The organism is Marinobacterium sedimentorum (genome assembly GCF_024267675.1).
In the GTDB taxonomy this organism is placed as follows: domain Bacteria; phylum Pseudomonadota; class Gammaproteobacteria; order Pseudomonadales; family Balneatricaceae; genus Marinobacterium_A; species Marinobacterium_A sedimentorum.
Map to the genome: position 1 here is coordinate 42,313 of NZ_JALDYX010000010.1, position 24,606 is coordinate 66,918.

The window sequence follows — 24,606 nt, forward strand, 5'->3', positions numbered from 1 at the left end:
TGTACCTTGCACTTTCTATCAGCCTTTCTTCTGCAGTTTTTTCAGCTGCACCACGCGGGTGTCTGAAATACGATCATTCCAGCTTAGTCTCTCGTCGCTTAGCAGCATCCACCAGTAACCGGCACCCAGCAGCAATGCCGAGGGTATGGCCACCATGAAGCGAATCAGCGCCTGCATCCAGCTGATGCGCCCGCCCGCCACGGTTTCAACGCGCAGGTTCCAGGCAATCATTCCCAGGGTCTGGCCGCTGCGGGTCCAGAAGTAGGCGAAGAACAGGTAGCTGGCAATAAAGAGCACTGATTTGAACAGCGGACCTTCCACGGCCTGGCCGTGATTGATGGCCACACCAATGCCGCCCAGTACCATCCAGAGCGCGATGATCAGCAGGCCGTCGTACAGCATGGACAGCAGTCGGCGTACCAGAGTGGCGGAGCGTATGGCCTCGCGGCTGTCGGAAAAGGGGCTATGCATAGGGTCTCCGGGAGCCTCCTGCCAGCCGGCACCGGGTCGCAGCGGGAGGCGATGCGGCCTGATGCCTGGCAGGTGCTCGGGGGCAGGTTACTTGAAGGGACGCACGTAGGTGTCGAGGTACTTCTCGGCCAGCGTCTGGGCGGCCTCGGTCTGGGTGGCGTCGAGCTTCATCAGCAGCCGCTTTTCGATGGCGGCTGCAGTTGCGTTACCCAGCTGGGCCGAGTTGTGCATCCAGGCGTAGGCAATCACGTTGGTGTCAGCACTATGGTCCAGACCGTGGTCGTTGGAGTAGAGAGTGCCGAGAAAGAACATCGCATCCATGTGTCCCTGCTGGGCGGCTTCGCGATACCAGAGCTCGGCTTCGGTGAAGTTTTGCTCCACGCCGGTGCCAAAGTTGTAACAGCGGCCCAGATTGTGCTGGGCGACAACCAGCTTCTGCTCGGCGGCACGCTGGTACCAGCTGTAGGCCAGGTTGGGATCGCGCTCCTGGCCGTAGCCGAACTCGTACATTTCCCCGAGACGGTTCTGGGCGCTGGCATCGCCGGCTTCGGCCTTCAGGCGTACGCTTGTCAGTTCCTGGCGGTATTCGATGTTCTTCAGGCGGCGCAGGCCGTTGACGCTGTCCAGATGGCCCTGGTTGGCACCGCGCTTGAACAGGGCGGAGGCCTTCTCGAGATCCTTGTCCACGCCCCAGCCGTTCTCATACATCTGCCCCAGCATGTTCAGGGCGTCGGGATTGCCTTCCTTGCTCAGCGGCTCCAGGGCGTCGAGCGCGGCGCTGTAGTCCTTGTTGTCAAAGTCGCGGCTGGCCTGGCCCAGGTCTGCCGCCAGCAGCAGCGTGCTGGACAGGCCCGCTAACAGGCAGGCGGCTGCAAGGAGTGTTCTTTTGCTCATTGGAAATGGTGCTCCATTGGATCGCGGAGGTACTTCAGAATGCAGAATGGCGGCCATTATAGCGGCGCACAGCCGTGGATAAAACGTGTGCAGGCGAAGCTGGGTCAATGTCTGCCGACAAAGAGACCTTGGAAAGAGAAAATTGTGCAGATAAAACGGGCAGCTGCGCGGTGCAGGGCATCGCGCAGCGGGTGCTTGCGGCGCTTAATCGAGGCGCTTTGGGTCCAGTAGCTCGATCATGTAGCCGTCGGGGTCCTTGACGAAGGCCAGTATGCTGGTGCCGCCCTTCATGGGGCCGGCCTCGCGTACGACCTGACCACCGCGGGTCTTGATGCTGTCGCAGGCGGCGTAGACATCGTCCACTTCAATGGCGATATGACCGTAGGCAGTACCCAGCTCGTAGCTGGAAGTATCCCAGTTATGGGTCAGTTCCAGCACTGTGGTATCCGATTCATCGCCGTAGCCGAGAAAGGCGAGGGTGAACTTGCCTTCCGGGTAGTCCTTGCGGCGCAGCAGGCGCATACCCATCAGCTCGGTGTAGAAGGAGATCGATTTCTGCAGGTCTGTAACCCGCAACATGGTGTGTAAAATGCGCATATCAACTCCTGATTGCTCGGTTGGCTCAGTGCTTAATGCCGCCCAGCGCTTGCCCAAATCCGGTTCGAGTGCTGTATTATAGAGACTTGTGAGGAATCATCGTATTACTTCCTGTCGTTGTGCGGGGATCGAGGTTCTTGCAGGACTCCAACGACTTGTTTTGCCGCCATTAAGGGTGATCGCCATGTTTCAAGATTTAACCAAGCAATTCGGCTCGTCCATGGAGCCATTCAAGGATCTGATGAATATCCAGACCAAAATGCTCGAAGAGCTGACTCGTCAGCAGATGGAATGTACCAAGTCTTGCATTGAAGCCACCATTCAGCAGACCCGTGAAATGCAGAAATGTCAGAACGCATCGGATCTGATGGAGCTGCAGAAAGCCTACGCCAAGGAGCTTGAAGAGACGCTGCGCAGCGTGGGCGAAAAGAACCTCAAGGCGCTGCAGGATGCGCGCACTGCCATCGACAAGATTACCCAGAGCAGCTTCGAATCCTTTAAGCCCAAGTAACTCCCGCGTTTCCGGCTCTGCCGCAGCCCTTTGGGTTCGGCAGAGCAGACTTGAATCGTCCCGCCTGGCTTCTCACTTCAGAGTCCCGCTTCAGGGCTTCACTGCGGATTTTCATGGTTGCACCCATAGGGCTCTTCTACGGCTCCACGACCGGCAATACGGCGCATGTCGCCGAGCGCCTGTTGCAGCTGGCAGGCCCGGGCCTGATCGACCTGCATGATATTGCCGATACCGCGCTGGCGGCTGTGGATGATTACAGCTGCCTGATTTTTGGCATCTCCACCTGGGACTTTGGCGAGCAGCAGCTGGACTGGCAGGACCTGTGGCCGCAGCTGGATGGGCTTGATCTGCAGGGGCGCGTCTGTGCGCTCTTCGGGCTCGGGGATCAGCTGGGCTATTCGGACTGGTATCTTGATGCCATGGGCTTGCTGCATGAGCGTCTTCAGGCCCGTGGCGCCCATATTGTCGGCGCCTGGCCCTGCACGGATGACTATGACTTCAGGGCGTCGCTGGCGCTGAGCGAGGATGGGCGTTTCTTCGTTGGTCTGGCGCTGGATGAAGACAGTCAGCGCAGCGAAACCGATCAGCGGCTTGGCCGCTGGCTGTCTCAGGTACTGGCGGCGTTCGGCCTGTCAGGCTGAGGGCGCAGGGCGCAAACGCCATACCGTAGCAAGACGCTCATCAGGTTCCGCTTATCCACAGGTGGCAAAGCACGCTCAGGCCATAGCCCAGGGCAATGGCCCAGGTCCAGCGCAAGTGACTCATAAAGGTATAAACGCCGTGGGCCTGCCCCATAAGGGCGATACCCGCAGCCGATCCGATGGACAGCAGCGAGCCGCCGACACCGGCGGTGAGGGTGACCAGCAGCCACTGGGCCATATCCATGTCCGGTGCCATGCGCAGCACCGCCAGCATGACCGGAATGTTATCGATCACCGCCGACAGTATGCCGACGGCAATATTCGCCAGCGTAGGCCCGAGGGTGCCATAGACCTGCTCCGAGGCCAGGCTCAGGTAACCCAGCTGGGCCAGCCCGCCCACGGCCAGCACCACGCCATAAAAGAACATCAGGGTGTCCCAGGAGGCGCGCTCCACCACATGGAAGATATCGAATCGGCGCACGACATCGGTGTGATCGCCCTGGGTGGGTTCCATGCTGGCGATGCTTTCCGCCTGATGCTGGCTCAGGTGGCCGGCATCGCGCAGTGCAGGTTCGCGTCTTGCCAGCCAGTAACCGTAGAGTTTCAGAATGCCCAGCCCCGTCATCATGCCCAGCGCCGGGCTCAGGTGCAGGCTGCTGTTGATCAGCACCGAGAAGGCGATGGTGCCGAGGAAAATGCCGATAATCGCCAGGGCGCCACGGCGCATGCGGGTCTCGCCGTACTGGTCGGCCGCAGGAGGTGCCTTCTCGACCACGCGGTACATCAGCAGGGCCGGCAGCAGCCAGTTGACCAGGGCGGGCAGAAACAGGCGGCCAAACTCGGCGAAGGGCACCAGGCCTTCCTGCCAGACCATCAGGGTGGTGATGTCGCCGAACGGGCTGAAGGCACCGCCGGCGTTGGCGGCGATGACGATATTGATGCTGCCCACGGTGATGAACTGGCGATTGCCGTTGCCGACCGCCAGCACCACGGCGCCCATCAACAGGGCGGTGGACAGGTTGTCGGCTACAGGTGAGAGCGCGAAGGCGAGGGCGCCGGTAATCCAGTACACCTGTCGCAGCGAGAATTGGCGCACGATCAGCCAGGAACGCAGCGCGCCGAACACCTGGCGTTCCTCCAGGGTGGTGACAAAGGTCATGGCCGCCAGCAGGAAGAGGAACATCTCGGCGTATTCCAGAATATTGTGCTGCAGCGCAGGGCCTGCGGTTTCGGTATCGCCGTTCACGGCGTAGGCCAGGCCGGTGAGCAGCCAGATCAGGCCGGCGGCGACGATCATGGGTTTGGACTTGCGCAGCAGGAAAAATTCTTCGCCGATTACGAACACATAGGCCAGCACAAAGATCAGTACGGCCAGCACGCCGTACAGGCTGGTGGTGAGGTCGGGCATGGCGCCTGCCGCCGTAGGCGCAGCCGCCGCAGTGGTGGCAAGAACAGACGGGGCGCTGAACAGGCCGGCCAGGGCCAGCAGCAGGGCGGGGACAATTTTTTGCATGACAGGGCCCGCAGGGCCACCTTCAGATGCTGTGCGTCGTTTCTCGCTGCGGTGTCCCATATGGCCTTCCCTCTGCGCTGATACTGCCTTAAGCCATGGCTTGAAGTGTGGCTTTGTCCTGGCTTTTTCCTGGTTTTGTGCTGGCGTGACGCTGGCGCTGTGGTGCTTCTGTAGTGTTGCACCATGGCGCAAGTATACTTCCAAATTAAGCAGTTAGCTGTGCTAACCCGCGACCGGGGAGTCTGTCCGGCCGGATTCCAGGGCCTGTATTACCGGGCTTGCAGTGTGCCGCAATGGAGGCTCGGAGTGCATTTTCAGCCGAGCTTTGGCGTTGTATATAGGTGGCCAGGCGGCGCCTGTGGCCAGGATACTGCGGCCCTTGGCTCAGACGGCGGTAAAGATCATTTAAAGCCACCGGCGGATCGGTTAAAATACGCCCCTTTTCTAATCTGCGAGTATTAAACGCAAGCGATGGAAATCAACCCGATCATCAACGCCCTGAAGGATATCGGCGAACGCGCCGGCTCCCTGCGTGTTTATCTCGAGTACGACGTCAAGAAAGAACGTCTGGAAGAGGTCGAGCGCGAACTTGAATCTCCCTCTGTGTGGGATGATCCTGCCAATGCCCAGAAACTGGGCCGCGAGCGTTCACAGCTCGAAGACGTGGTACAGACTCTGGAGGCGCTGCAAAGCGGTTCGGCCGATGCCCGCGAGCTGCTGGACATGGCCGTCGAGGAAAATGACGAAGACACCGTCGCCGAGGTGCAGCAGGAAGTCGCTGCGCTGGTTGCGCGGCTGGAAACCCTCGAGTTCCGCCGCATGTTCTCCGGTGAAGCCGATATCAACAACGCCTTCCTGGACATACAGTCGGGCTCCGGTGGTACTGAGGCGCAGGACTGGGCCAACATCATGCTGCGCATGTTCCTGCGCTGGGGTGAGGACAAGGGCTTCAAGACCGAGCTGGTGGAAGTCTCCGACGGTGACGTCGCCGGAATCAAGAGTGCCACCATCCGCTTCGAGGGTGAGTACGCCTTTGGCTGGCTGCGCACCGAAACCGGTGTGCACCGCCTGGTGCGCAAGTCGCCGTTCGACTCCGGCGGGCGTCGTCACACCTCCTTTGCATCCGTTTTCGTGTCGCCCGAGATCGACGACAACGTCGAGATCGACATCAATCCGGCGGACCTGCGTGTCGACGTCTATCGTGCCTCAGGAGCCGGTGGTCAGCACGTTAACCGAACCGAGTCGGCGGTGCGTATTACGCACATCCCGACCAATACGGTGGTGCAGTGCCAGAGTCAGCGTTCGCAGCATCAGAACAAGGACTTCTGTATGAAGCAGCTGCGCTCCAAGCTGTATGAGCTCGAGATGCTCAAACGCTCGGAAGCGGCCCAGATTCTGGAAGATTCCAAGGCCGATATCGGCTGGGGCAGCCAGATCCGCTCCTACGTCCTGGATGACAGTCGCATCAAGGATCTGCGCACCGGTGTGCAGACATCCAACTGCGACCGCGTGCTGGATGGCGACCTGGACATGTTTATCGAAGCCAGCCTCAAGGCCGGTCTGTAAGCCAGACCCCAGAGCCCGCCTGAGTCCGGCGGGCTTTATAGCCAGATTTCCCGGTATTCAACGTTTTACAGATTAAGGTTCCCCGATGTCCGACACTACCCAAGCGCAAGACGAAAACCGCCTTATCGCGGAGCGGCGCGAAAAACTCAATGGCCTGCGCGAGCAGGGCAATGCCTTCCCCAACAGCTTTCGCCGTGACAGCTATGCCGCCGATCTGCAGCAGGCCCATGGCGAAAAGACCAAGGAAGAGCTGGAAGAGCTGGGGCATCGTGTGTCGGTTGCCGGGCGCGTAATGCTTAACCGTGGCGCCTTTATCGTGCTGCAGGACATGACCGGTCGCATTCAGCTGTACGTCAACAAGCCGGCGCGCCCCTTCGCCAAGTCTCTGGACCTGGGCGATATCGTCGCCATCAGCGGCGTGCTGCACAAATCCGGCAAGGGCGATCTGTTTGTCGATATGGAAGAATGCCAGTTGCTCACCAAGAGCCTGCGTCCGCTGCCCGACAAGCACAAGGGCCTGCAGGACACCGAAATGCGCTACCGTCAGCGCTATGTCGATCTGATCACCAATGATCAGTCGCGCCGCGTGTTTGAAGTGCGTTCGGGCATCGTTTCCGGTATTCGCCGCTTCCTCACCGAGCGCCGTTTCCTCGAAGTTGAAACCCCGATGCTGCAGGCGATTCCAGGTGGCGCATCGGCCCGCCCGTTCGTCACGCACCACAATGCGCTGGATATCGGCATGTACCTGCGTATCGCGCCTGAGCTGTATCTCAAGCGTCTGGTCGTGGGCGGTTTCGAGCGCGTGTTCGAGATCAACCGCAACTTCCGTAACGAAGGGCTGTCCACGCGACACAACCCCGAGTTCACCATGATTGAGTTCTACCAGGCCTATGCCGATTACAAGGACCTGATGGATCTGACCGAAGACATGCTGCGCACCGTCGCGCAGGAAGTTCTGGGCACCACCACCCTGGTCAATACAGTGCGCAATGAAGACGGTGAAGTGCTGGAAAGCTTCGAATACGATCTGTCCAAGCCCTTTACCCGGCTGTCGGTATTCGACTCCATCCTGCACTACAACCCGGATATTGCTGCGGCGGCCCTGGCCGATGACCATGCTGCACGTCAGATCGCGCAGCGCCTGGACATCAACGTCAAGGACAGCTGGGGCCTTGGCAAGGTTCAGATCGAGATATTCGAGAAGACCGTCGAGCACCGCCTGGATCAGCCGACCTTCATTACCGAATACCCGACCGAAGTCAGCCCGCTGGCGCGTCGCAACGATGACAACCCCTTCGTGACCGACCGCTTCGAGTTCTTTGTCGGTGGTCGCGAACTGGCCAACGGCTTCTCCGAGTTGAACGATGCCGAAGATCAGGCCGAGCGCTTCCGCGCTCAGGTGGCCGAGAAGGATGCCGGCGACGACGAAGCCATGCACTACGATGCCGATTACATCAATGCGCTGGAATACGGCCTGCCGCCGACGGCGGGCGAAGGTATCGGTATTGACCGTCTGGTCATGCTGTTTACCGATTCGCCGTCCATTCGCGACGTTATCCTGTTCCCGGCCATGCGCCCGGTAAAGTCGCAGGCATAGGCCTGGCGCGCCAAACCATGGGTGTCCCGGATAAGGCCAAGGGCAGCCTGCTGTTCCCGTCGCCCTCACGCAAGCTGCCGGGCAAGCGCTATCTCAACATAGCGCTGCGCAGCCTGCATCTGGTGGGGATTGCGGGTCTTGCCGGCCATTTCCTCTATCAGTTGCCCACGGCGCAATGGCTCGGCTTTCTGTGGCTGGGCTTTGGCGCAGGGCTCACCATGGTGCTGATCGAGCTGTACTGCGACGGTATCTGGCTGCTGCAGCTGCGCGGCCAGGCCATCCTGCTCAAGGTGCTCTTGCTGGGGCTGGTATTGCCCTGGCCAGTCCTGCTGGGCCCGGTCTTTGTGCTGGCCATTCTGATCTCGGGTTTCTTCGCCCATGCCCCTGGCCATCTGCGTTACTACTCGATCTATCACGGACGGGTGGTCAAGGCACTGCGTGATGCCAGCGGCGCCATCAAGGACAGCGGACAGCTCTGATGACCCTGCAATGGCTTGCTACCGACAAAGAACAGATGCAACTGTCGCTGCAGCCGGACTGGCAGACGCTGCTGGGCCCCGAGCTTGAGCAGCCGGACATGCTGGAACTGCAGCGCTTCCTGCAGACCGAGCAGCAGGCCGGCAAGCAGATTTATCCCGCTCCCGAGCACTGGTTGCATGCACTGCAGAGCACGGCGCTGGAGGATGTGAAGGTAGTGATTCTGGGGCAGGACCCCTACCATCAGCCGGGCCAGGCCCAGGGGCTGAGCTTTTCGGTGCCCGCCGGCATCAAGGTGCCGCCCTCCCTGCGCAATATCTACAAGGAGCTGCAGAGCGATCTTGGTATCGAGCCTGCTCAGCATGGTTGTCTGGAAAGCTGGGCGCGGCAGGGGGTACTGCTGCTCAATGCCGTGCTGACGGTGGAGCAGGGTCAGGCGGCGTCCCATCAGGGGCGGGGCTGGGAGCGCTTCACCGACAAGGTGATTCACGCCGTGAATGGACACTGTAACGGTGTGGTGTTCATTCTCTGGGGCAGCTATGCCCAGAAGAAGGGAGCCTTTGTCGATACGCAGCGTCATCTAGTGTTGCAGTCACCGCATCCGTCGCCGCTGGCGGCGCATCGGGGCTTCTTTGGCTGTCGCCACTTCAGCCAGGCCAATGCTTTTCTCAAGGCCCAGGGCCGCACGCCGATCAACTGGCAGTTGCCAGAGCTCGATACACTCTGAGGTTCTGCCAAACGCCGGTTAATACTGCAAGCTGTGCAATAATGTCCGCAGAGATTGTGCTACGACAGGGGACCCGGGCATTGTTGAACGCTATGTACATCTGCTCTGTCGCACTATTGTTACCGCTGTCGTGCAATGACTGCCGATGGCCTATTCGCATTAAGATATTTGATATACAAACATGACCAAAACCAGCATTCGTAAAAGTGACAGCAAGTCCGGCGCAGACGGCGTATATGATCGTATCTGGTCTGCCATCATGGAGCGCAAGCTACAGCCGGGCACCCGCCTCAAGGAAGAGGATCTGTGTGAGGTTTTCCAGACCAGCCGTGGCGGCATCCGCAAGGTGCTGCTGCGCCTGGCGCACCATAATCTGGTGAATCTGGTGCCCAACAGCGGGGCCTATGTTGCCAAGGTCACGGTAAAGGAGGCGCGGGAGGTTTTTCAGGCCCGGCGTCTGATCGAAACCGAGCTGTTGCGCGAACTGGCCCTTGATTTCACCGCCGACAAGCAGCAAGCGCTGACCGAACATGTGGAGTTGGAAGAGCAGGCCCACCACGACGGTGACCTCAATCGTCGGATCCGCCTGTCCGGCGAGTTTCACCTCAAGATTGGCGAGCTGGCGGACAAGCCGGTTCTGACCCAGTTTCTTCGCGAAATCATTTCCAGAACCTCGCTCATCATCGCCCAGTACCAGCGCGCCAGTGCCCGCCATTCCGAGCAGACTGCCACTCACCCCTGCTGCGAGCACCGTGGCTTGATCGAGGCGTTGGAGCAGCGCGACGCGGGCCGGGCGGTAGAGCTGATGATCGAGCACCTCAATCACCTGGAAGAGCAACTCGACCTGACCTCCGGTACCCACAGCGCCATCGACCTGCAAAGCATTTTCAGCTGACCCGTCTGCGATACCCCGTGGTGACCCTGGGTCCGTTGCGGCGTCGGCAACGCCCTTAGTGAGGTTTCGCCTCTTCGCCTATTGTTGACTCTAGTGTTAACGATGTGTGAGACGTCATGCCTGTCAGGTTCCATTATCAAGGCGGTTATACAGCCATTCCCAGGCGCATGCCTGAATGCTGGCGTTGCGGATGAGTGTCGAATTTTTCCTCATTTTTCTGAATATGTATCAATATGGCGGTATTTTGTCCGATTTTAAGGGCTTTTTATCCTTCTGTTCGCCCTCCTGCCTGATCTCGGCTGCATGAAATAGATCCGTTTCAACATTATTGTGAACAATAATGTAAGCATTATCATGTTATTTCTCTTCCGGTTGTGTTTTATTTGTATCGTTAACGTTTGTGTTTGAGATCTATTCGAGGCAGAGCGATCGGGATGATGGTTCAAGTCCGCTACGTCGGCACAGGATGGCCGGGGCTGGTATCTGCCAGCAGAGGTAGCGGCTCCTAACAATAACGGTGAAAAACCATGCGTGAAAATCTAACAATTAAAAATATCGACAGCAGTTTGCACAACGAAGATCTGGCACCCATTGCGATGGAAAAACGCACCTGGGGCTGGTTCGAAATTTTCAACGTCTGGTCCAACGACATCCAGAGTCTGTTTGGCTATACCCTGGCGGCTTCGCTCTTTATTACCTACGGCCTCAATGGCTGGGCGGTGTTTGCCGCCATTATCCTGGCGGGCTTTATCGTCATGGGACTGGTGAATCTTTCAGGCAAGCCCAGCGTGCGTTACGGCATCCCCTATCCGGTGATGGCGGATAGCCCTGCCCTTTACCCGCAAGTCCGCCTCAGCGAGTCGCCAAGGGGTCAGCCGCACGACGCATTTTTGAAGGCATAGCGGGCCTATGTCGAGAAAATGCAACATAGCGGATGGCTCCTTGGCGGCTCGCCCGAAGGGAGTCCCCCAACTCGTCCTCAGCCGTGTTGGCGTTCTTGGCAAGAGCCCCACTTTTCCCTGCAAACGCCGCCTTGCCGAGGACGAATTGGGGGGCTCTGAGGGGGACTTGCGGGTAAAAGGGCAGGGCTTGATGGGCGTGCGCGGCGCCAACTTTCCCGCTGTGATCCGCGGTATCGTCGCCATTTTCTGGTATGGCGTGCAAACATACTTTGCCTCTACAGCCATAGCGCTGCTGATCAATACGCTCTTCACTATCGAAAGCACCGCGACCTTCCTTGGCATGACCGCCGTCGACTGGACCGCCTTTGTGCTGGTCTGGCTGTTTCAGATTTACCTGTTCTGGCAGGGCATTGACTGGATTACCCGCTTCCTTAACTGGGCCGGCCCGCTGGTGTATCTGGTGATGTTCGCGCTACTGGCGGTGATCTGGTACAAGGCCGGCGGTGGTCTGCTGGACGCCGTCGGTACCATTTTCAGTGGTCAGTCCGACTACGAGGGCAGCAGCTTTTCGGCCTTCGTCGCCATCGTCGGCACCATGATTGCGTATTTTGCCGCGGTGGTGATCAACTTCGGCGATTTCTCGCGCTTTGTGCGCAGCGAGTCGGAAATGAAGAAAGGCAACCTGCTGGGGCTGCCGGTCAGCCTGGCAATATTTTCCTTTATTGCCCTCTTTGTTACCGCGGGCACCGTGGTGCTGTTCGGCGAAGCCCTGACCAACCCAACCGATATCATTGAGCGGGTGGATAACACCTTCCTGACCGTGATCGCTGCCATTACCTTCTTTGCTGCCACCATCGGCATCAACCTGGTGGCCAACTTTATCCCGCCTGCCTACGACATCGCCAACCTGGCGCCGAGCAAGATCAATTTCCGCATGGGCGGGCTGATTACTGCGGTGATTGCCTTCTTTATCGGCGGTCTCTGGGTGTCGGTGGTCAGCCAGGTTGGTATCGCTGGCTTTGTGGATACCCTAGGGGCGGTGCTGGCACCGGTGTATGGCATCATGATTGTGGATTATTACCTGATCAAGGGTGGCAACCTGGATATTCAGGATCTGTTCTCGGCCGACCCCAAGGGCAAGTACTACTTTGATGGCGGCTGGAACAAAAAAGCCATCCTGGGCTTTTGTGTTGCGGGTGTCTTCTCCATCGGTACCGTCTGGGTACCGGCGCTGGAAGCCCTGTCCGGCTACGGCTGGGTCATTGGCGCGCTGCTGGGTGGCTCAATCCACTGGCTGCTGATGCGCGGCGACGCTTTGGCGGCCGCACAGCGGGCCTGATTCAAGGCCGCATAGTTCAAGTTCGCACCTATTAGGCCCGCAGCAATGCGGGCCTTTTTTATGTGCGCGCCAGGCGTGACGCGGGCGCCGCCGGCAATGAACTATTGGCTGTTGATGGGGTTCGCCACGCCACGCCCATGCCACGGCTAGTGCAAAGTTGGCTGGCCGCGTACCGGGTACAGGCAAAAAACGCATAGTCCTAGAACTGTAACTCATAACAAAAAATATTGAATTATGAATTATATGGTGGCAGTATCATAAAAAAACACCCGCTAAAGGGGCGCTTATGAAAATCCTTTTGCTCAACCCCAATACCTCTGAAGTTCTCACCACCCAGCTCACGGAAGTGGCAACGCGCTATGCCGCAGTGGGGACCGAGATCGTACCTGCCACCGGAGCTTTCGGTGTGCCCTATATCGCCAACCGGGCAGAAGCCGTGATCGGCGCCAGTGCTGCGCTGGAGATTCTGGCGCAGCAGCATGGCCAGGTGGATGGCGCCATTCTGGCCGCCTTCGGTGATCCCGGGCTCGGCGCCGCGCGCGAGCTGTTCGATATTCCCATCGTGGGTCTGGCCGAGGCCGGCATGCTGACGGCCTGCATGCTGGGCAAGAAGTTCGCCATCGTGACCTTTTCCACCGCGCTGGGTGCCTGGTACCAGGAGTGTGTTGAATGGAATCAGCTGCAGGATCGCTGCTGCGCCATCCGCATGCTGGATCAGCCGTTCAAATCCATCGGTGCGGTGCGGGAGGAGAAGGAAGACCTGCTGGCCGAACTGGCACTGGCGGCGGTAAAGGAGAATGGCGCCGATGTCATAGTGCTGGCCGGTGCGCCGCTGTCGGGCCTGGCGGATCGCATCCGTCACCGGGTGCCGGTGCCGATGATCGATTGCTGTGCCGCGGCCATCAAGCAGATTGAGGGGCTGGTCAGCCTGAACCTCAAGGCGCCGGAAACCGGGACCTATTGCCGCCCCGGCGCCAAGGATACGACGGGACTCAGCGCTGCTCTGGCGGCCCGTATCGAACACCGCAGTTGATCACCAAGTCCCAGGATAAAGGAGCCGGCGATGAGTAAATTATCCGACAGCCTGCCGATGCTGGATGCTACCAGCCTTGCGGCGACTGTGGCCAGAGGTGACGTCAGCGTGGCTGAAGTGGCTGAAGCCTTTATCGAGGCAGTGGATGCGCGTAACCCCGGGATCAATGCCCTGATTCGCTTCGATGCCGATGAGGTGCGCCGCCAGGTCGGTGAGCTGGAGGCGCTGCAGCGTTCGGGCAGGTCTGCACCGCTGCTCGGCGTACCCTTTAGCGTCAAGGATACTATCTGGGTGCAGGGGCAAAAGGCCTGCCAGGGTTCCAGGCTGTTTGCCGATTTTGTCGCCCCGCAAGATGCACTGGCGGTGCAGCGCCTGCGCCGGGCCGGCGCGCTGATCCTCGGGCACAGCAACAGTTCCGAATTTGCCTGCAAGGGCGTTACGACCAACAAGCTCTATGGCCCAACCCGTAACCCCTGGAGCCGTAACATGACCCCCGGCGGCTCGTCCGGCGGGGCGGCGGCGGCCGTGTCAGCGGGGCTCGGGCCTTTCGCGCTCTGTACCGATGGCGGTGGCTCCACGCGCCGGCCGGCATCCCATACCGGCGTCGTGGGTTTCAAGCCCTCCGCGGGCCTGATTCCCCACCCCGTGGGCTTTCAGGAACCGCTGTTTGGCAATGGCGTGATAGGCCTGATGAGTCGAAGCGTCGCCGATCTCAACCTGCTGCTGCCGGTGCTGGCGGGGGGCGATGCACAGGATCCCGATGCGCCTGAGGGGCTGCCTGCTTTTGATGCGGCTGCGGCACTCGCGCCGGTAACGGGGCTGCGCATCGCCCTGAGCCCGCGCTTCGGGTTGGATGTGCCGGTGGAGCCGGAGGTTGCGGCGGCACTCCAGCAGGTGGCGGCGGTTTTGCGCGACGCCGGCGCCATTGTTGAAGAACGCGATCCGGTCTGGCCACCGGGAGCAGGCGAAGTCGCCTTTGCCACCTTGCAGTTTGCCGGCCTGGCCGCGCTGTACGGCGAGCAGTGGCGCCGGAATCCCGAGCTGTTTGACGCCGATATCGGCGCCCAGATAGAGCAGGGCATGGCACTGTCCGGTGCGGCTGTGGCGGCGGCCTATTTTGAGCGGGCAGAGATTTACCACGCCATGGCGGATCTGTTTGCATCCTGCGATGCGATCCTAACGCCCACCACGCCCTGTACGGCCTGGCCCTTCACGGAGCTTGGCCCCAAGACCATAGACAACTGCGCGGTATCGCCCCGCGGCCATGCGGTCTTTACACCGATGATCAATCACAGCTTTCATGCCGCCATTTCGGTGCCCTGCGGCCTTGCCGCCAACGGCTTGCCGATGGGGGCTCAGATTATCGTGCCACGTTTTCAGGATGCCCGCGCCCTGGCGCTGGGCAGCGTAGTAGAAACGGCGTTTGGCCATGCCTTCGCCGCGCCCAAATGGCCCTTTGGCTAGAAAACCCGATGGCTTTTGCCATCTACACTGAACGCAACAGGAGTAACACCATGAACGTAACTCTGAAACAGCTGGGTTTGAAAAAGGTGCTGGCAGCCGCGGTCATTGCCGCCGGTGCCCTGTGCACGGCAGGCGCGGCCAGCGCCGATACCATTCGCCTGAGCACCACAGTGTCGGATTCGTCCAACTGGGTGAAGGCGGCCAACAAGTTCAAGGAACTGGTCGAGGAGCGCAGCGGCGCCAAGCACAAGGTTGAAGTCTATGCCAACGGCACCCTGGTCAGCGGTAACGACCGCGTGGAGCTGGAAATGGCTCAGGCCGGTGCCATCGATATCATCATGAAGTCGACCCCCTGGCTGAGCCAGCTCAATCCGGATTTCGTCGTGGTATCCATGCCCTGGATCTTCCCCGATACCGATGCGGCTATGGCGGTAATGGACGGCCCGGTCGGGGACAAGCTGTCGGCCAAGCTTGAGTCCCAGGGAATTCGTGCTCTGGCCTGGGGCTCGGGTAGCTTCTTCCAGCTCTATACCAACCCGGGTCCGATCGAGACAGTGGATGATATCAGCGGCGTGAAGATCCGCACGCCCGGGCTGGAGCTGTACCTGGATTCCTGGTCCGCCATTGGCTCGGTACCGGTTGCCATGAGCTTCGCCGAGGTGTTTACCGCATTGCAGGCCGGCGCTATTGACGGCGGCATTTCACCGATTCCGCTGATCTATTCATCGCGTTTCTATGAGGTGAGCAAGAATATTGCCATGGTCAATTATTCTTTCGAAGCCATTGGCATGCTGGCCAGCAATGTGTTCTGGAGCCGTCTGTCCGACGACGACAAGGCGCTGGTAGGGCAGGCTGCCAAGGATGCCATGATCTATCAGCGTGAGGTTGCCGCCGGTGAAGAGGCGGATCTGGCCAAGGTGATGCAGGAGGCTGGCGTCAATATACAGACACCGTCCGCCGAGGCACTGGCTGGCTTCAAGGCCAAGGTGGCGCCGGTCTATGCAACCTTTAAAGAGAAGGTTGGCGCAGAGCTGGTGAGCGAAGTTGAGGCGCAGGTGCAGGCGCTGAATTGATGTATTGAATTGAAGCGCTAACGGATGACGTTCACTTAAGGAGTCAGGCGCAGGCTCATCGCGGTACTGGCCGCGTTGGGTTGCCGGCGACCTGCTCCGAATGCCATCCATGCAGTTGGCGCTTTATGTCCGCATTCAATGTCCGCATTTATTGGAGACTGATGATGAAATATGTCGCTGCAAAAGCCACCAGCTGGCTCGACAGACTGGAAAAATTTACGGTCGTCACGCTCTGCGGGTCCATTGTCGTGCTGATTTTCATGGGCGTGCTGTCGCGCTTTTTCTTCCACTATTCCATTGCCTGGTCGGAGGAGCTGGCCCGCTACATGTTTCTTCTGGGAGCGCTGTTCGGCGCCGCGGCGGCCTGCAAAACCGGCCAGCATGGCGGCATTCCGCTACTGGTGGACAAGCTGCCACCCGCGTGGCAACGCGTGACCGAAGTGATTGTCGGTATCTGCATGCTGGTGTTTATCGGTTTTCTCGCCTGGCTCAGTTACGGCACCACCATGCGCGCCCTGGCCAGCGGGCAGTCCAGCATGACCACGGGCATTCCAGTCTGGGTCATCAATTGCGGCATGTTCATGGCGTTTTCACTGGCCTTCCTTAGGACCATTCAGGGCCTGTTCCTGGGAGCCTACAGAGTCGACAAGCCGCTCGTGGATGAGCACGAATGACAGAGCGCCCGGCAGGCTAATCAACAGCAGGCCGATCGACAAGCCGCAGCTTACGAGTGGATTGAATCATGGAATTATTAACTAACCCGGCCATTATCGGCCTGATGGTGTTCTTTGGCTTTTTGGCCCTGAACGTCCCCGTATTTGTCTCCATTGGCCTTGCCGGTCTGATGGCGTTTGTAGTGTTTGAAATCGCACCGCTGAGCGTGGTGCCCTATGTCTTTTCCGGCTCGCTGGATTCCTTCCCGCTGCTGGCGACGCCGCTGTTTATTATCGCCGGCAACCTGATTACCCGCACGGGTATCGCCATCAAGCTGGTGCGCCTGGCCGAGATGATGCTCGGGCCCTTGCCGGGTGGTCTTGCGCTGACGGTACTGGTCACAGGCGCGATGCTGGGTTCCATGTCCGGCTCCAATATCGCCACCGTAGCGGCATTGAGCTTTCTGGTCGGACCCATGGTGGAACGTGGCTATGACCGTGGCTTTGCAGTGGCGGTGGTTGCGGCCGGCTGTACCTTTGGGGTGGTGATTCCACCGAGCATCGGTTTTATCATCTATGGCGTTATTACGGAAACCTCGATCCCCAAATTGTTTGCTGCCGGTGTCGGGCCTGGCCTGACCATGCTGCTGATTCTGGGCGGTTATGTACTCTTTATTTCCAAGAAGCGCGGCTATAAGGGCGCGGATATCGAGGAGCGTAACCTGGCGACCTTTTTTGCTGCCTTCAAAGATGCCTTTTGGGGCCTGATGGCGCCGGTGATTATCCTCGGCGGCATCTATACCGGCATCTTTACGGCGACCGAAGCGGCGGCGGTGGCGGTGGTCTATTTGTTCCTGATTGACCGCTTCGTGTACAAGCAGATTTCCTTTGCCCAGCTGCCGGATGTGATCTTCGAGTCGGGCCGTACCATCGGTGTGATCGTGCTGCTGATTGCCACGTCCGCCGTCTATGGCTGGGTGATGCAGACACAGGGCCTGGCCACCATGCTCAACGACTACATACTGGATATCAGCGGCGGCAATGCCATTCTTATTCTGCTGTTCTTCAACCTAGTGCTGATCGTGTCCGGGGCCTTTCTGGAGCCGATTGCCGCCATGTACCTGCTGGTGCCGCTGTTCAAGCCGACCTTGCTGGCGATCGGTTTTGACCTGGTGCACTTCGGTGCGGTACTGACGGTGAACCTGTCCATGGCGCACCTGACGCCGCCCGTGGGCGTGGGGCTCTTCCTGGCCTCGCAGCTGGGCAAGGTGCCCTTCGCCACGGCGGCGCGCTATGCCATTCCGTTCGTGCTCTGCGAGGTGGTCGTGATCCTGCTGGTGACCTACGTAAAACCCATCGCCATGTTCCTGCCGTCCCTGATCGGTTAGCAGAACGCAATCCACGCCTGCCGCGAACGGCAGGCCACGCAACGCCCCCGGTGTCGGCCGGGGGCGTTCTTCGTTTGGCCATAGCGCATTGCTGAACCTGAACGAAGGGTGAAATGGCCGACACTAAGCGCCGCCACGCGCCCGGTTACGCCAGGTCGTGGCTTGAGTATACATCTCAGAATTCTTCCTCTTTGCCCGCTGGCTCAACGGGATGCGAAGGCGGATTTCGCCGCCGTGATGGCATTCATGGCTGCGGGAACTCCCACATAGACCGCCACCTGCAGGACAATCTCCCCACGGGTGACGCCCGTGTTCAGCGCTGCGCGCATGTGAAACTCGAGCTGGCCCGGCGCCGTGCCCATAGCCGCGAGCATTGCGACGGTCAGCATCTCGCGGGTTTTCAGCGCCATCCCGTCGCGTGCGACCACATCGGTGAATGCGAAGCCCAGCAGGAGCTCGGTCGCCTCGCTGTGAAAGTCGTCGAGATTTGCCGCCACGCGCCCGGGGGCGCCGGCTTCGAGTCGTTCGAGCAGCGCCAGGGCCTGCACGCGGCGATCGGAGGGGGCGGTGCTCATGCGTTCACCCCCTTCATGCCCTCGGCGGTGTAGCGTGCGCCCGTCACCGGCAGGCGCGCGATCGACGCTTCGAGTTGCTGCTGTTCTTCGGTGCTGAGTGTGATTTGCGTGGCGGCGGCATTCTCCTCGAGATAGTGCAGTCGCTTGGTGCCTGGGATAGGCACAATGTCGGGGCCTTTCGACAGGAGCCAGGCCAGCGAGAGCTGCGCCGGGCTGCAGCCCTTGCGCGCGGCCAGCTCGGCGATCAGGTCGGCGATCCGGCGGTTGGCACCGATGGCGTCCTGTGCGAAACGCGGCAGCCCGGCGCGGAAATCGCCATCCTCGAACTCGGCCGTAGTCTGAAACCGGCCGGTCAGGAAGCCGCGGCCCAGCGGCGAGTAGGGCACGAATCCAACACCCAGTTCGCGGCAGCTGGGCAGCACTTCGCGTTCCACGTCGCGTGACCAGAGCGAGTATTCGGTCTGTACCGCGCTTATCGGGTGTACCGCATGGGCGCGGCGCAGCGTGTCAGCGCTGACCTCGCACAGGCCGATGCGGGCGATCTTGCCAGCCTTGACCAGGCGTGCGAGTCCGTCGATCGTTTCTTCGATTGGCTGTTCGGGATTGATGCGATGGACGTAGTAGAGGTCGATTTGCTCCACACCGAGCCTGCGCAGCGACGCCTCGCAGGCCTCACGCGCGTAGCTGGCACTGTTGTTCAGGCTGCGTCTGTACTCACCGGGATTACGGACAATGCCAAATTTGGTCGCGATGCGGATCTGCGGTCTGTTGCGGGCCAGAAAGGCACCGAGCAGCTCTTCGTTGTGATGGGGGCCGTAGATATCCGCCGTGTCGAAGAAATCGATACCCAGCTCGACGGCCCGCGCCAGCACACGCAAGGATTCGCTGTCATCGCGAGGGCCGTAGAATTCGCTCATCCCCATGCAGCCCAATCCGAGTGCGGAGACCGAGAGGTCGGTACCCAGTGTTCGTTTTTCCATTTGCGCCTCCTTGAGTCATCGGAGGACAGCGTGACATACTCCGAAAATGGAAAAAATAAAGAATACTGTTAAGCCGATTTCCAATATCGGAAATAGCATGCCGCGGGGAATGATCTGGGACGACACCCGTGCATTTCTTGCCGTGGCGCGCCATGGCACGCTAAGCGGCGCGGCGGTGGCGCTCAACCTTGGCATTGCAACGCTCTCGCGGCGCATCGACCGGCTGGAGGACGCCTTGAAGTTGCCGCTCTTCGTGCGCCAGCAATCTGGCTACCAGCTGACAGAGGACGGCGCCGATCTGGTCGAGAAGGCCGAAGCGATGGAAGTCGCCGCATTGGCCTTTACCTCGGGCGCAGATGCCCAAGCCAGGATTACCGGCAAGGTTCGCCTGGCCACGGCCGAGAATCTGGCGACCGGACTGATCCTTCCGGCGCTGCCTGAATTTTGTGCACAGCACCCTGAGCTGACGGTTGAAATCGTGACCGATATCTCGACCGTGAACCTGCACCGCCGCGATGCCGATCTTGCGCTGCGCATGCTTAAGCCCGAGCGGGGCAATGTCACGCTGCGTCGTCTTGGCACCCTGGGATACGGGCTTTACGGCAGCCCCGGCTACGCGGCGCAGCGCCTGGCCAGCCTCGGTGCGGGCGATTTTGACTCTGATGCCTTCATTGGCTGGACAGAGATGCAGTCGCAGCTGCCGGCCGCGCAATGGATCGAGAGGATTCTGCGCGGGCGCCAGCCGGCACTGACCACAAGCTCACTCGCGACACAGGTGGCGGCGACCAGCGCAGGGCTCGGGCTCGCGGTACTGCCGCATTTCGTTGCCCGCGATGCCGGGCTGGTCTGCATAACGTCGGATATCGGCGTCGACCAGGCGATATACCTGGTGATTCAGTCCGATCTGGCGCGCTCGCGCCGCATCCGTGTGCTGGCTGATTTCCTCAGCGATCTGGTGATCCGCAATAGCACACGGCTGAGCGGCTGAGGCCCGGGCTGGGTGCCCGTTACGGCGGCTTCTTCGTAACAGCCGTGCCGCCCGGGGCGAGCGTCAGCGAGGCTGTTAGATGATGTCTGAGATCCGCCGTGCGCCGTCAGGCCTGAGCAATTTTTTGGTGTTGCATCATGTCGAGAATGGTGTCGCCAGTCTTGATGACATGATCGAACAGAATGCGACCGGCCTGCTTGCCGTCCCGGGCCAGCAGGGCCTGCACCAGGGCGTTGTGTTCCTGTACCGATTCATCCCAGTGGGCATCGGACAGGGTCGAGGAGTAGCGCCCGCGGCGGGTGCGGCCGCTCAACAGGCTGTGCACCCGCTTGAGCTGGCGGTTGCCGGACAGGTCAATCACCCGCTGGTGCACCTGCAGGTTGAGCGCGAAATAGGCGCGTGGGTCGCGGGCGCGGTACTGGGTTTCCATCTCGTCGTTGAGTGCGCGAAACGCCTCCAGCTCCTCATCGCTGGCGCGCTGGGCGGCCAGTTCCGCCGCCAGGCGCTCCAGTCCGCTGAGAACATCGAAGAGTTCGCCAAGGTCAGCTTCGCTCATCGCCGTTACGCGGGCGCCCTTGTGGGGTTCGATGCTGATCAGGCCTTCGCTCTGCAACACTTTGAGCGCCTCGCGCAGCGGTGTGCGGGAAATATCCAGCAGGGCGCAGAGTTCCACCTCATCCACCCGGCTGCCTTCAGCCAGGGTTTCCTCGGTGATCATGGTCCGCAGATGTTCGGCAACATCCTCGTGTAGCAGGCGCCGCCGGACGCTGTGTGTGAGCCGGACGCTTTGATTCATGCCTATCTTCCTCTGTTCTGTGACGCAGGGCCCGGCCGCGGTCAAAGGCGGCAAAGCGCCTGAAAGCGGGCTCTTTCGGTGCCTGTCAGTATGCTCATCGGCTTGCCGGCGGCGAAAATCAGTTTTTGCGTCGGCTCGAAATCATGGCTAGCAATATTTAATTCATAATTATGTTTATTCTAGTGTTGCCTTAGGGGCAGGTCAATCTGTCTGTGCCTCAATGGGGTGCGTTCTCTGCTTTCATGATTTTAAGTTTTTAAAAACAATAGCTTGCGAACAACAAATACACTAAAAATATTGAATTATTAATTCTTTCTAGTCTTTTTGGGTCTTCTTAAGCCCCGTTCTGGTGCGGTCTATGGGCTTGGAAGTAAGGATAACGGGGCAGGGGGCTCACGCAGATGCCGCGGGTGATGTGGCTGAAAAGTGCTGCCCGGGAGGCGCGCTGCGCAGGCAAAAGAGAGACAGCGCAAAAGGTCATGGTGGCTTGTCATCTCTGAATTGCTGGTGTATATATTGTTCATAATTAGAAATTCATAATTATATTTTTAAAAGTGACTGCCGATCAATCCGGCCAGTTAGCCCCCAGAGCCCAGCAAGCGAAGGGGGATTCTGGCCGCTGTCATCGGCGGCAATACGCTGGAAACCAAGAGGAAACATGATGCGAAACAATAACAAGGCGCCATCCCGACTGGACAACCTGGCACGGGCCTGTGTCCGCACGACATTGGCGACCGGGCTGGTGGCGGCGACGCTGTTCTCGGCCAGTGCCATGGCGGAAAAGAATCTGCGCCTGGCGGGCAACTTTGCCACGACCCATTCAAGCAGTGTGGCGATGGAGCAGTTCAAGGCGCGCCTGCCGGAAGTATCCAAGGGGGCACTGACCGTGGATGTGTTCCCGGCCATGCAGCTGGGCGGCGCCAAGGAAAACATCGATCAGGTGCGCTCCGGCGTGCTGGAAATGACCTGGGTGGGCGCTTCCTACCTGTCCCGCATAGTGCCGGAACTGGAGGCGGTAAGCCTGCCGTTTGTATACGCCAACCGTGAGGAAGCCTTCAAGGTGGTGGATGGCCCGGTGGGGACTCTGCTGAACGAGAAACTGGCGGACAAGGGTTTTGTCGCCCTGGGCTTTATGGAACTGGGATCGCGCCAGGTCACCAATAGCCAGCACCCGATCCGCACCCTGGCGGATTTCGATGGTCTCAAGATTCGCCTGCAGCCCAACGAAACCCACCTCTCTACCTTCCGCGCTCTGGGCGCAAGCCCGGTATCCATGGGCATCAATGAGGTTTACTCCGCGCTGCAGCAGGGCGTGATCGATGGTCAGGAAAATCCCTACAGCGTGATCGAGACGCAGAAGTTCAACGAGGTACAGACCTATCTGACCGATACCTCGCACTTCTTCGATTTCATCGTGGTGGTGGCCAACAAGCGCAAGTTCGACAAGCTCGAACCCGCCGAACAGCAAGCGCTGCGCGATACCATGGGCGAAGCTGTAGCCTGGCAGCGGGCCAAGGCCGCCGAAGAGGATACCGCCGCACGGGACAAGCTGGTGGCGTCCAATATGGAACTGGTGGCGGTTTCCCCCGAGCTGCGTCAGCAGATGCGCGAGCGTACCGCACCGGTAATTGAGGCGCTGAAGGAGCGAATTGGCGCTGATGTGATTGATGCCGTACTGGCGGAAGTGCAGTAATGACTGATCGGGTTCTTGACGGAGCCCCGGTGGCGGAGGAGGCCCTGGTGGCCTCCCTGCTGGTCCGGCGCTATCAGCAGATGCTCAAGGCCGCCGACGGATTGTCGTACGGGCTCATTGCCCTGGCGATGACCCTGATGACGGGGCTGGTAACGGCCCAGGTGGTGTTGCGCTACTTCTTTGGTGACTCGCTGGACTGGGCCGATGAAATGTCCCGGCTGGCGTTTGTCTGGTCGATCTTTCTGGCTTTGCCCCACGGCGTGAAGAAAGGCATTCACGTGGGTATCGATATCCTTATCAACCAGTTTGGTTCGCGTATCCGCGAAGGGCTGATGCGGCTGATGCTGGCGTTCAGCGGTGCGCTGATGCTGCTGGTGATGTGGCAGGCGGTGCTGGTGGCGCAGGAAGCCTGGGGCGAGATGATGCCCACGGTTGAACTCAGCGTCTCGGCCTTCTATGTAGCGGTGATTATCTCCATGGCCCACGCCTTTTTGCACCTGGCGTTCCTGGTCTGGCAGGGCACTCATGTCTGGGGGGATGAATGATGGTCCTTGTATCCATTGGCATATTCTTCGTACTGGCGCTGCTGGGCATGCCGCTGGCCTTTGCGCTGGGCTTTTCGGCTCTGGGCGCCTTTGTTTTCGGTGATATTGACCTGGCGCTGATGCCCCAAAGCATGATGCATGCGGTGAATTCCTTCCCGCTGATGGCGATTCCGCTGTTCATGCTGGCCGGCGAGTTCATGGTGGGCGGCCAGATCATGCAGCGCGTGATCGACTTCGCCAACGCCGTGGTGGGCCGGGTGCAGGGCGGGCTGGCCCATGTGACCATTCTGTCCGGGCTCGGCCTGGCCTCGGTCACCGGTGCCGCCGTGGCCGGTGCCAGTGCGCTGGGCACCACCATGATGCCGTCGCTGCGCAAGCACTACGACAATGGTTTTGGCTCCGCCGTGGTGGCGTCGGCATCGAATCTCGGGCCTATTATTCCGCCCAGTGCCGCCATGATCGTCTATGCGCTGATGGCCGGTTCCAGCGTCTCGGTGGGCGGGCTCTTTATGGCCGGTGTCGTGCCGGGCATTCTGCTGACCGTCGGCATGATGGGCCTGGCGACCTGGATGTCGTACCGCAGTGGCTATGAGCCCACCGGCGAGCCCTTCAGCTGGCGCAATGTGCTGCTACAGAGCCGCCGTGCCGGGGTTATTCTGCTGATGCCGGTACTGGTGATCGGCGGTATCGTGGGTGGGGTTTTCACCGCCACCGAGGGGGCCGCCATCGCCGTTATCTACTCGCTGCTGGTGGGCCTGTTCGTGACCCGCAAGCTGACGCTGGAGGCGATTCCGGGCTGCATGTACCGCGCCGCGCTGACCTCGGCCGTGGTGGGGGCGCTGATTGCTTTCGCCAAGCCGGTGACCTTCGTGTTCACGCTGGACCTGCTGCCGCTGCACCTGTCGCAGTTCATTCAGGGCTTTACCGCCGATCCGATGGTGTTCCTGGCGCTGGTCATGGGCATGCTGCTGGTGGTGGGGATGTTTCTGGAATCGAACGCGGCCTACATCATGCTGGCACCGCTGTTCGCGCCCATCGCCATGGCCTACGGCATAGACCCGCTCTATTTTGGCTTCCTGTTCGTCATGAACCTGGTGGTGGGCATGATGACGCCGCCGGTGGGCGTACTGCTGTTCGTGATGTGCGGTATTTCCAAGATATCCATCGGCGAGCTGCTGAAATCGGTCTGGCCCTTTATTGCGCTGCAGTATCTGGTGCTGGTGCTGTGCTGGGTCTTCCCCGATATCGTCACCGCGCTGCCCCGAGCGCTGGGCTATTAAGTTGCCGG

The 24,606-nt window shown here is 60.1% G+C and carries 24 protein-coding genes and 1 pseudogene; 18 read left to right on the forward strand and 7 right to left on the reverse strand.

Features of this window, described 5'->3' with window-relative positions; translation table 11 throughout:
- Positions 1–18: 18 nt before the first annotated feature.
- From MRS74_RS10855 to gloA, 3 genes are all read right to left on the reverse strand, one after another.
- On the reverse strand, positions 19–471 hold the full coding sequence (locus MRS74_RS10855) for an RDD family protein (RefSeq protein ID WP_254580309.1): 453 nt from the start codon (positions 469–471) through the stop codon (positions 19–21).
- An 87-nt stretch (positions 472–558) separates the two neighbouring features.
- Positions 559–1,365, reverse strand: coding sequence for a tetratricopeptide repeat protein (locus MRS74_RS10860; RefSeq protein ID WP_254580310.1), 807 nt, complete (start codon positions 1,363–1,365; stop codon positions 559–561).
- A gap of 204 nt (positions 1,366–1,569) precedes the next feature.
- Complete coding sequence (gloA, locus tag MRS74_RS10865; protein WP_254580311.1) at positions 1,570–1,962, reverse strand: lactoylglutathione lyase; 393 nt, start codon at positions 1,960–1,962, stop codon at positions 1,570–1,572.
- 184 nt (positions 1,963–2,146) lie between these two features.
- On the opposite strand from gloA, the gene MRS74_RS10870 reads away from it, so the two are divergent.
- A complete protein-coding gene (locus tag MRS74_RS10870) occupies positions 2,147–2,473 on the forward strand; it encodes a phasin family protein (RefSeq protein ID WP_254580312.1) in 327 nt (108 codons plus the stop codon).
- Positions 2,474–2,586: 113 nt separating this feature from the next.
- Positions 2,587–3,114: a flavodoxin FldB gene (gene fldB, locus MRS74_RS10875; protein ID WP_254580313.1), complete on the forward strand. Its 528-nt coding sequence runs from the start codon at positions 2,587–2,589 to the stop codon at positions 3,112–3,114.
- Positions 3,115–3,154: 40 nt separating this feature from the next.
- Here the strand turns inward: fldB and nhaD are convergent, their stop codons facing one another.
- Complete coding sequence (gene nhaD / locus MRS74_RS10880; RefSeq protein WP_254580314.1) at positions 3,155–4,627, reverse strand: sodium:proton antiporter NhaD; 1,473 nt, start codon at positions 4,625–4,627, stop codon at positions 3,155–3,157.
- A 471-nt stretch (positions 4,628–5,098) separates the two neighbouring features.
- Between nhaD and prfB the strand changes: the two genes are divergently transcribed.
- From prfB to MRS74_RS10940, 12 genes and pseudogenes are all read left to right on the forward strand, one after another.
- Positions 5,099–6,193 (forward strand): peptide chain release factor 2, encoded by a 1,095-nt coding sequence (gene prfB, locus MRS74_RS10885; protein ID WP_254580315.1) that lies wholly within the window; start codon positions 5,099–5,101, stop codon positions 6,191–6,193.
- Between the two features lie 85 nt (positions 6,194–6,278).
- Positions 6,279–7,790, forward strand: coding sequence for a lysine--tRNA ligase (lysS, locus tag MRS74_RS10890; RefSeq protein WP_254580316.1), 1,512 nt, complete (start codon positions 6,279–6,281; stop codon positions 7,788–7,790).
- A 17-nt stretch (positions 7,791–7,807) separates the two neighbouring features.
- The gene (locus MRS74_RS10895) at positions 7,808–8,269 is read left to right on the forward strand and encodes a hypothetical protein (protein ID WP_254580317.1); all 462 of its coding nucleotides are present in this window, start codon (positions 7,808–7,810) and stop codon (positions 8,267–8,269) included.
- Positions 8,270–8,304: 35 nt separating this feature from the next.
- The gene (gene ung / locus MRS74_RS10900) at positions 8,305–8,994 is read left to right on the forward strand and encodes a uracil-DNA glycosylase (RefSeq protein WP_438362334.1); all 690 of its coding nucleotides are present in this window, start codon (positions 8,305–8,307) and stop codon (positions 8,992–8,994) included.
- Positions 8,995–9,175: 181 nt separating this feature from the next.
- Positions 9,176–9,889 carry a GntR family transcriptional regulator gene (locus MRS74_RS10905; protein WP_254580319.1) on the forward strand — a complete coding sequence of 238 codons (714 nt, stop codon included), beginning with the start codon at positions 9,176–9,178 and terminating at the stop codon, positions 9,887–9,889.
- 527 nt (positions 9,890–10,416) lie between these two features.
- Positions 10,417–10,792: pseudogene (locus MRS74_RS10910) on the forward strand (cytosine permease); the annotation flags it as partial.
- A gap of 189 nt (positions 10,793–10,981) precedes the next feature.
- Positions 10,982–12,130, forward strand: coding sequence for a cytosine permease (locus MRS74_RS10915; RefSeq protein ID WP_254580394.1), 1,149 nt, complete (start codon positions 10,982–10,984; stop codon positions 12,128–12,130).
- 286 nt (positions 12,131–12,416) lie between these two features.
- Positions 12,417–13,163 carry an aspartate/glutamate racemase family protein gene (locus tag MRS74_RS10920; protein ID WP_254580320.1) on the forward strand — a complete coding sequence of 249 codons (747 nt, stop codon included), beginning with the start codon at positions 12,417–12,419 and terminating at the stop codon, positions 13,161–13,163.
- Between the two features lie 30 nt (positions 13,164–13,193).
- Positions 13,194–14,627 (forward strand): amidase, encoded by a 1,434-nt coding sequence (locus MRS74_RS10925; protein ID WP_254580321.1) that lies wholly within the window; start codon positions 13,194–13,196, stop codon positions 14,625–14,627.
- A gap of 50 nt (positions 14,628–14,677) precedes the next feature.
- A complete protein-coding gene (locus tag MRS74_RS10930) occupies positions 14,678–15,700 on the forward strand; it encodes a TRAP transporter substrate-binding protein (RefSeq protein ID WP_254580322.1) in 1,023 nt (340 codons plus the stop codon).
- Positions 15,701–15,864: 164 nt separating this feature from the next.
- Positions 15,865–16,374 carry a TRAP transporter small permease gene (locus tag MRS74_RS10935; RefSeq protein ID WP_254580323.1) on the forward strand — a complete coding sequence of 170 codons (510 nt, stop codon included), beginning with the start codon at positions 15,865–15,867 and terminating at the stop codon, positions 16,372–16,374.
- Positions 16,375–16,442: 68 nt separating this feature from the next.
- Entirely contained in the window at positions 16,443–17,741 is a 1,299-nt protein-coding gene (locus tag MRS74_RS10940) for a TRAP transporter large permease (protein WP_254580324.1), read from the forward strand.
- A 203-nt stretch (positions 17,742–17,944) separates the two neighbouring features.
- Here the strand turns inward: MRS74_RS10940 and MRS74_RS10945 are convergent, their stop codons facing one another.
- Positions 17,945–18,316, reverse strand: a complete 372-nt coding sequence (locus MRS74_RS10945; protein ID WP_254580325.1) for a carboxymuconolactone decarboxylase family protein — start codon at positions 18,314–18,316, stop codon at positions 17,945–17,947.
- Positions 18,313–19,296, reverse strand: a complete 984-nt coding sequence (locus MRS74_RS10950) for an aldo/keto reductase (RefSeq protein WP_254580326.1) — start codon at positions 19,294–19,296, stop codon at positions 18,313–18,315. Before MRS74_RS10950 ends, MRS74_RS10945 begins: the two co-directional genes overlap by 4 nt.
- Before the next feature lie 97 nt (positions 19,297–19,393).
- Here MRS74_RS10950 and MRS74_RS10955 point away from each other — a divergent pair, with 97 nt between their 5' ends.
- Entirely contained in the window at positions 19,394–20,284 is an 891-nt protein-coding gene (locus tag MRS74_RS10955; protein ID WP_254580327.1) for a LysR family transcriptional regulator, read from the forward strand.
- Between the two features lie 106 nt (positions 20,285–20,390).
- On the opposite strand, the gene MRS74_RS10960 is transcribed toward MRS74_RS10955, so the two are convergent.
- Positions 20,391–21,080 carry a GntR family transcriptional regulator gene (locus MRS74_RS10960; RefSeq protein WP_254580328.1) on the reverse strand — a complete coding sequence of 230 codons (690 nt, stop codon included), beginning with the start codon at positions 21,078–21,080 and terminating at the stop codon, positions 20,391–20,393.
- A 658-nt stretch (positions 21,081–21,738) separates the two neighbouring features.
- On the opposite strand from MRS74_RS10960, the gene MRS74_RS10965 reads away from it, so the two are divergent.
- The 3 genes from MRS74_RS10965 to MRS74_RS10975 are packed head-to-tail and all read left to right on the forward strand — an operon-like array spanning position 21,739 to position 24,598.
- A complete protein-coding gene (locus tag MRS74_RS10965; RefSeq protein ID WP_254580329.1) occupies positions 21,739–22,773 on the forward strand; it encodes a TRAP transporter substrate-binding protein in 1,035 nt (344 codons plus the stop codon).
- The gene (locus MRS74_RS10970; protein ID WP_254580330.1) at positions 22,773–23,318 is read left to right on the forward strand and encodes a TRAP transporter small permease; all 546 of its coding nucleotides are present in this window, start codon (positions 22,773–22,775) and stop codon (positions 23,316–23,318) included. Before MRS74_RS10965 ends, MRS74_RS10970 begins: the two co-directional genes overlap by 1 nt.
- Complete coding sequence (locus tag MRS74_RS10975) at positions 23,315–24,598, forward strand: TRAP transporter large permease (protein WP_254580331.1); 1,284 nt, start codon at positions 23,315–23,317, stop codon at positions 24,596–24,598. Before MRS74_RS10970 ends, MRS74_RS10975 begins: the two co-directional genes overlap by 4 nt.
- The last annotated feature ends 8 nt before the right edge of the window (positions 24,599–24,606 follow it).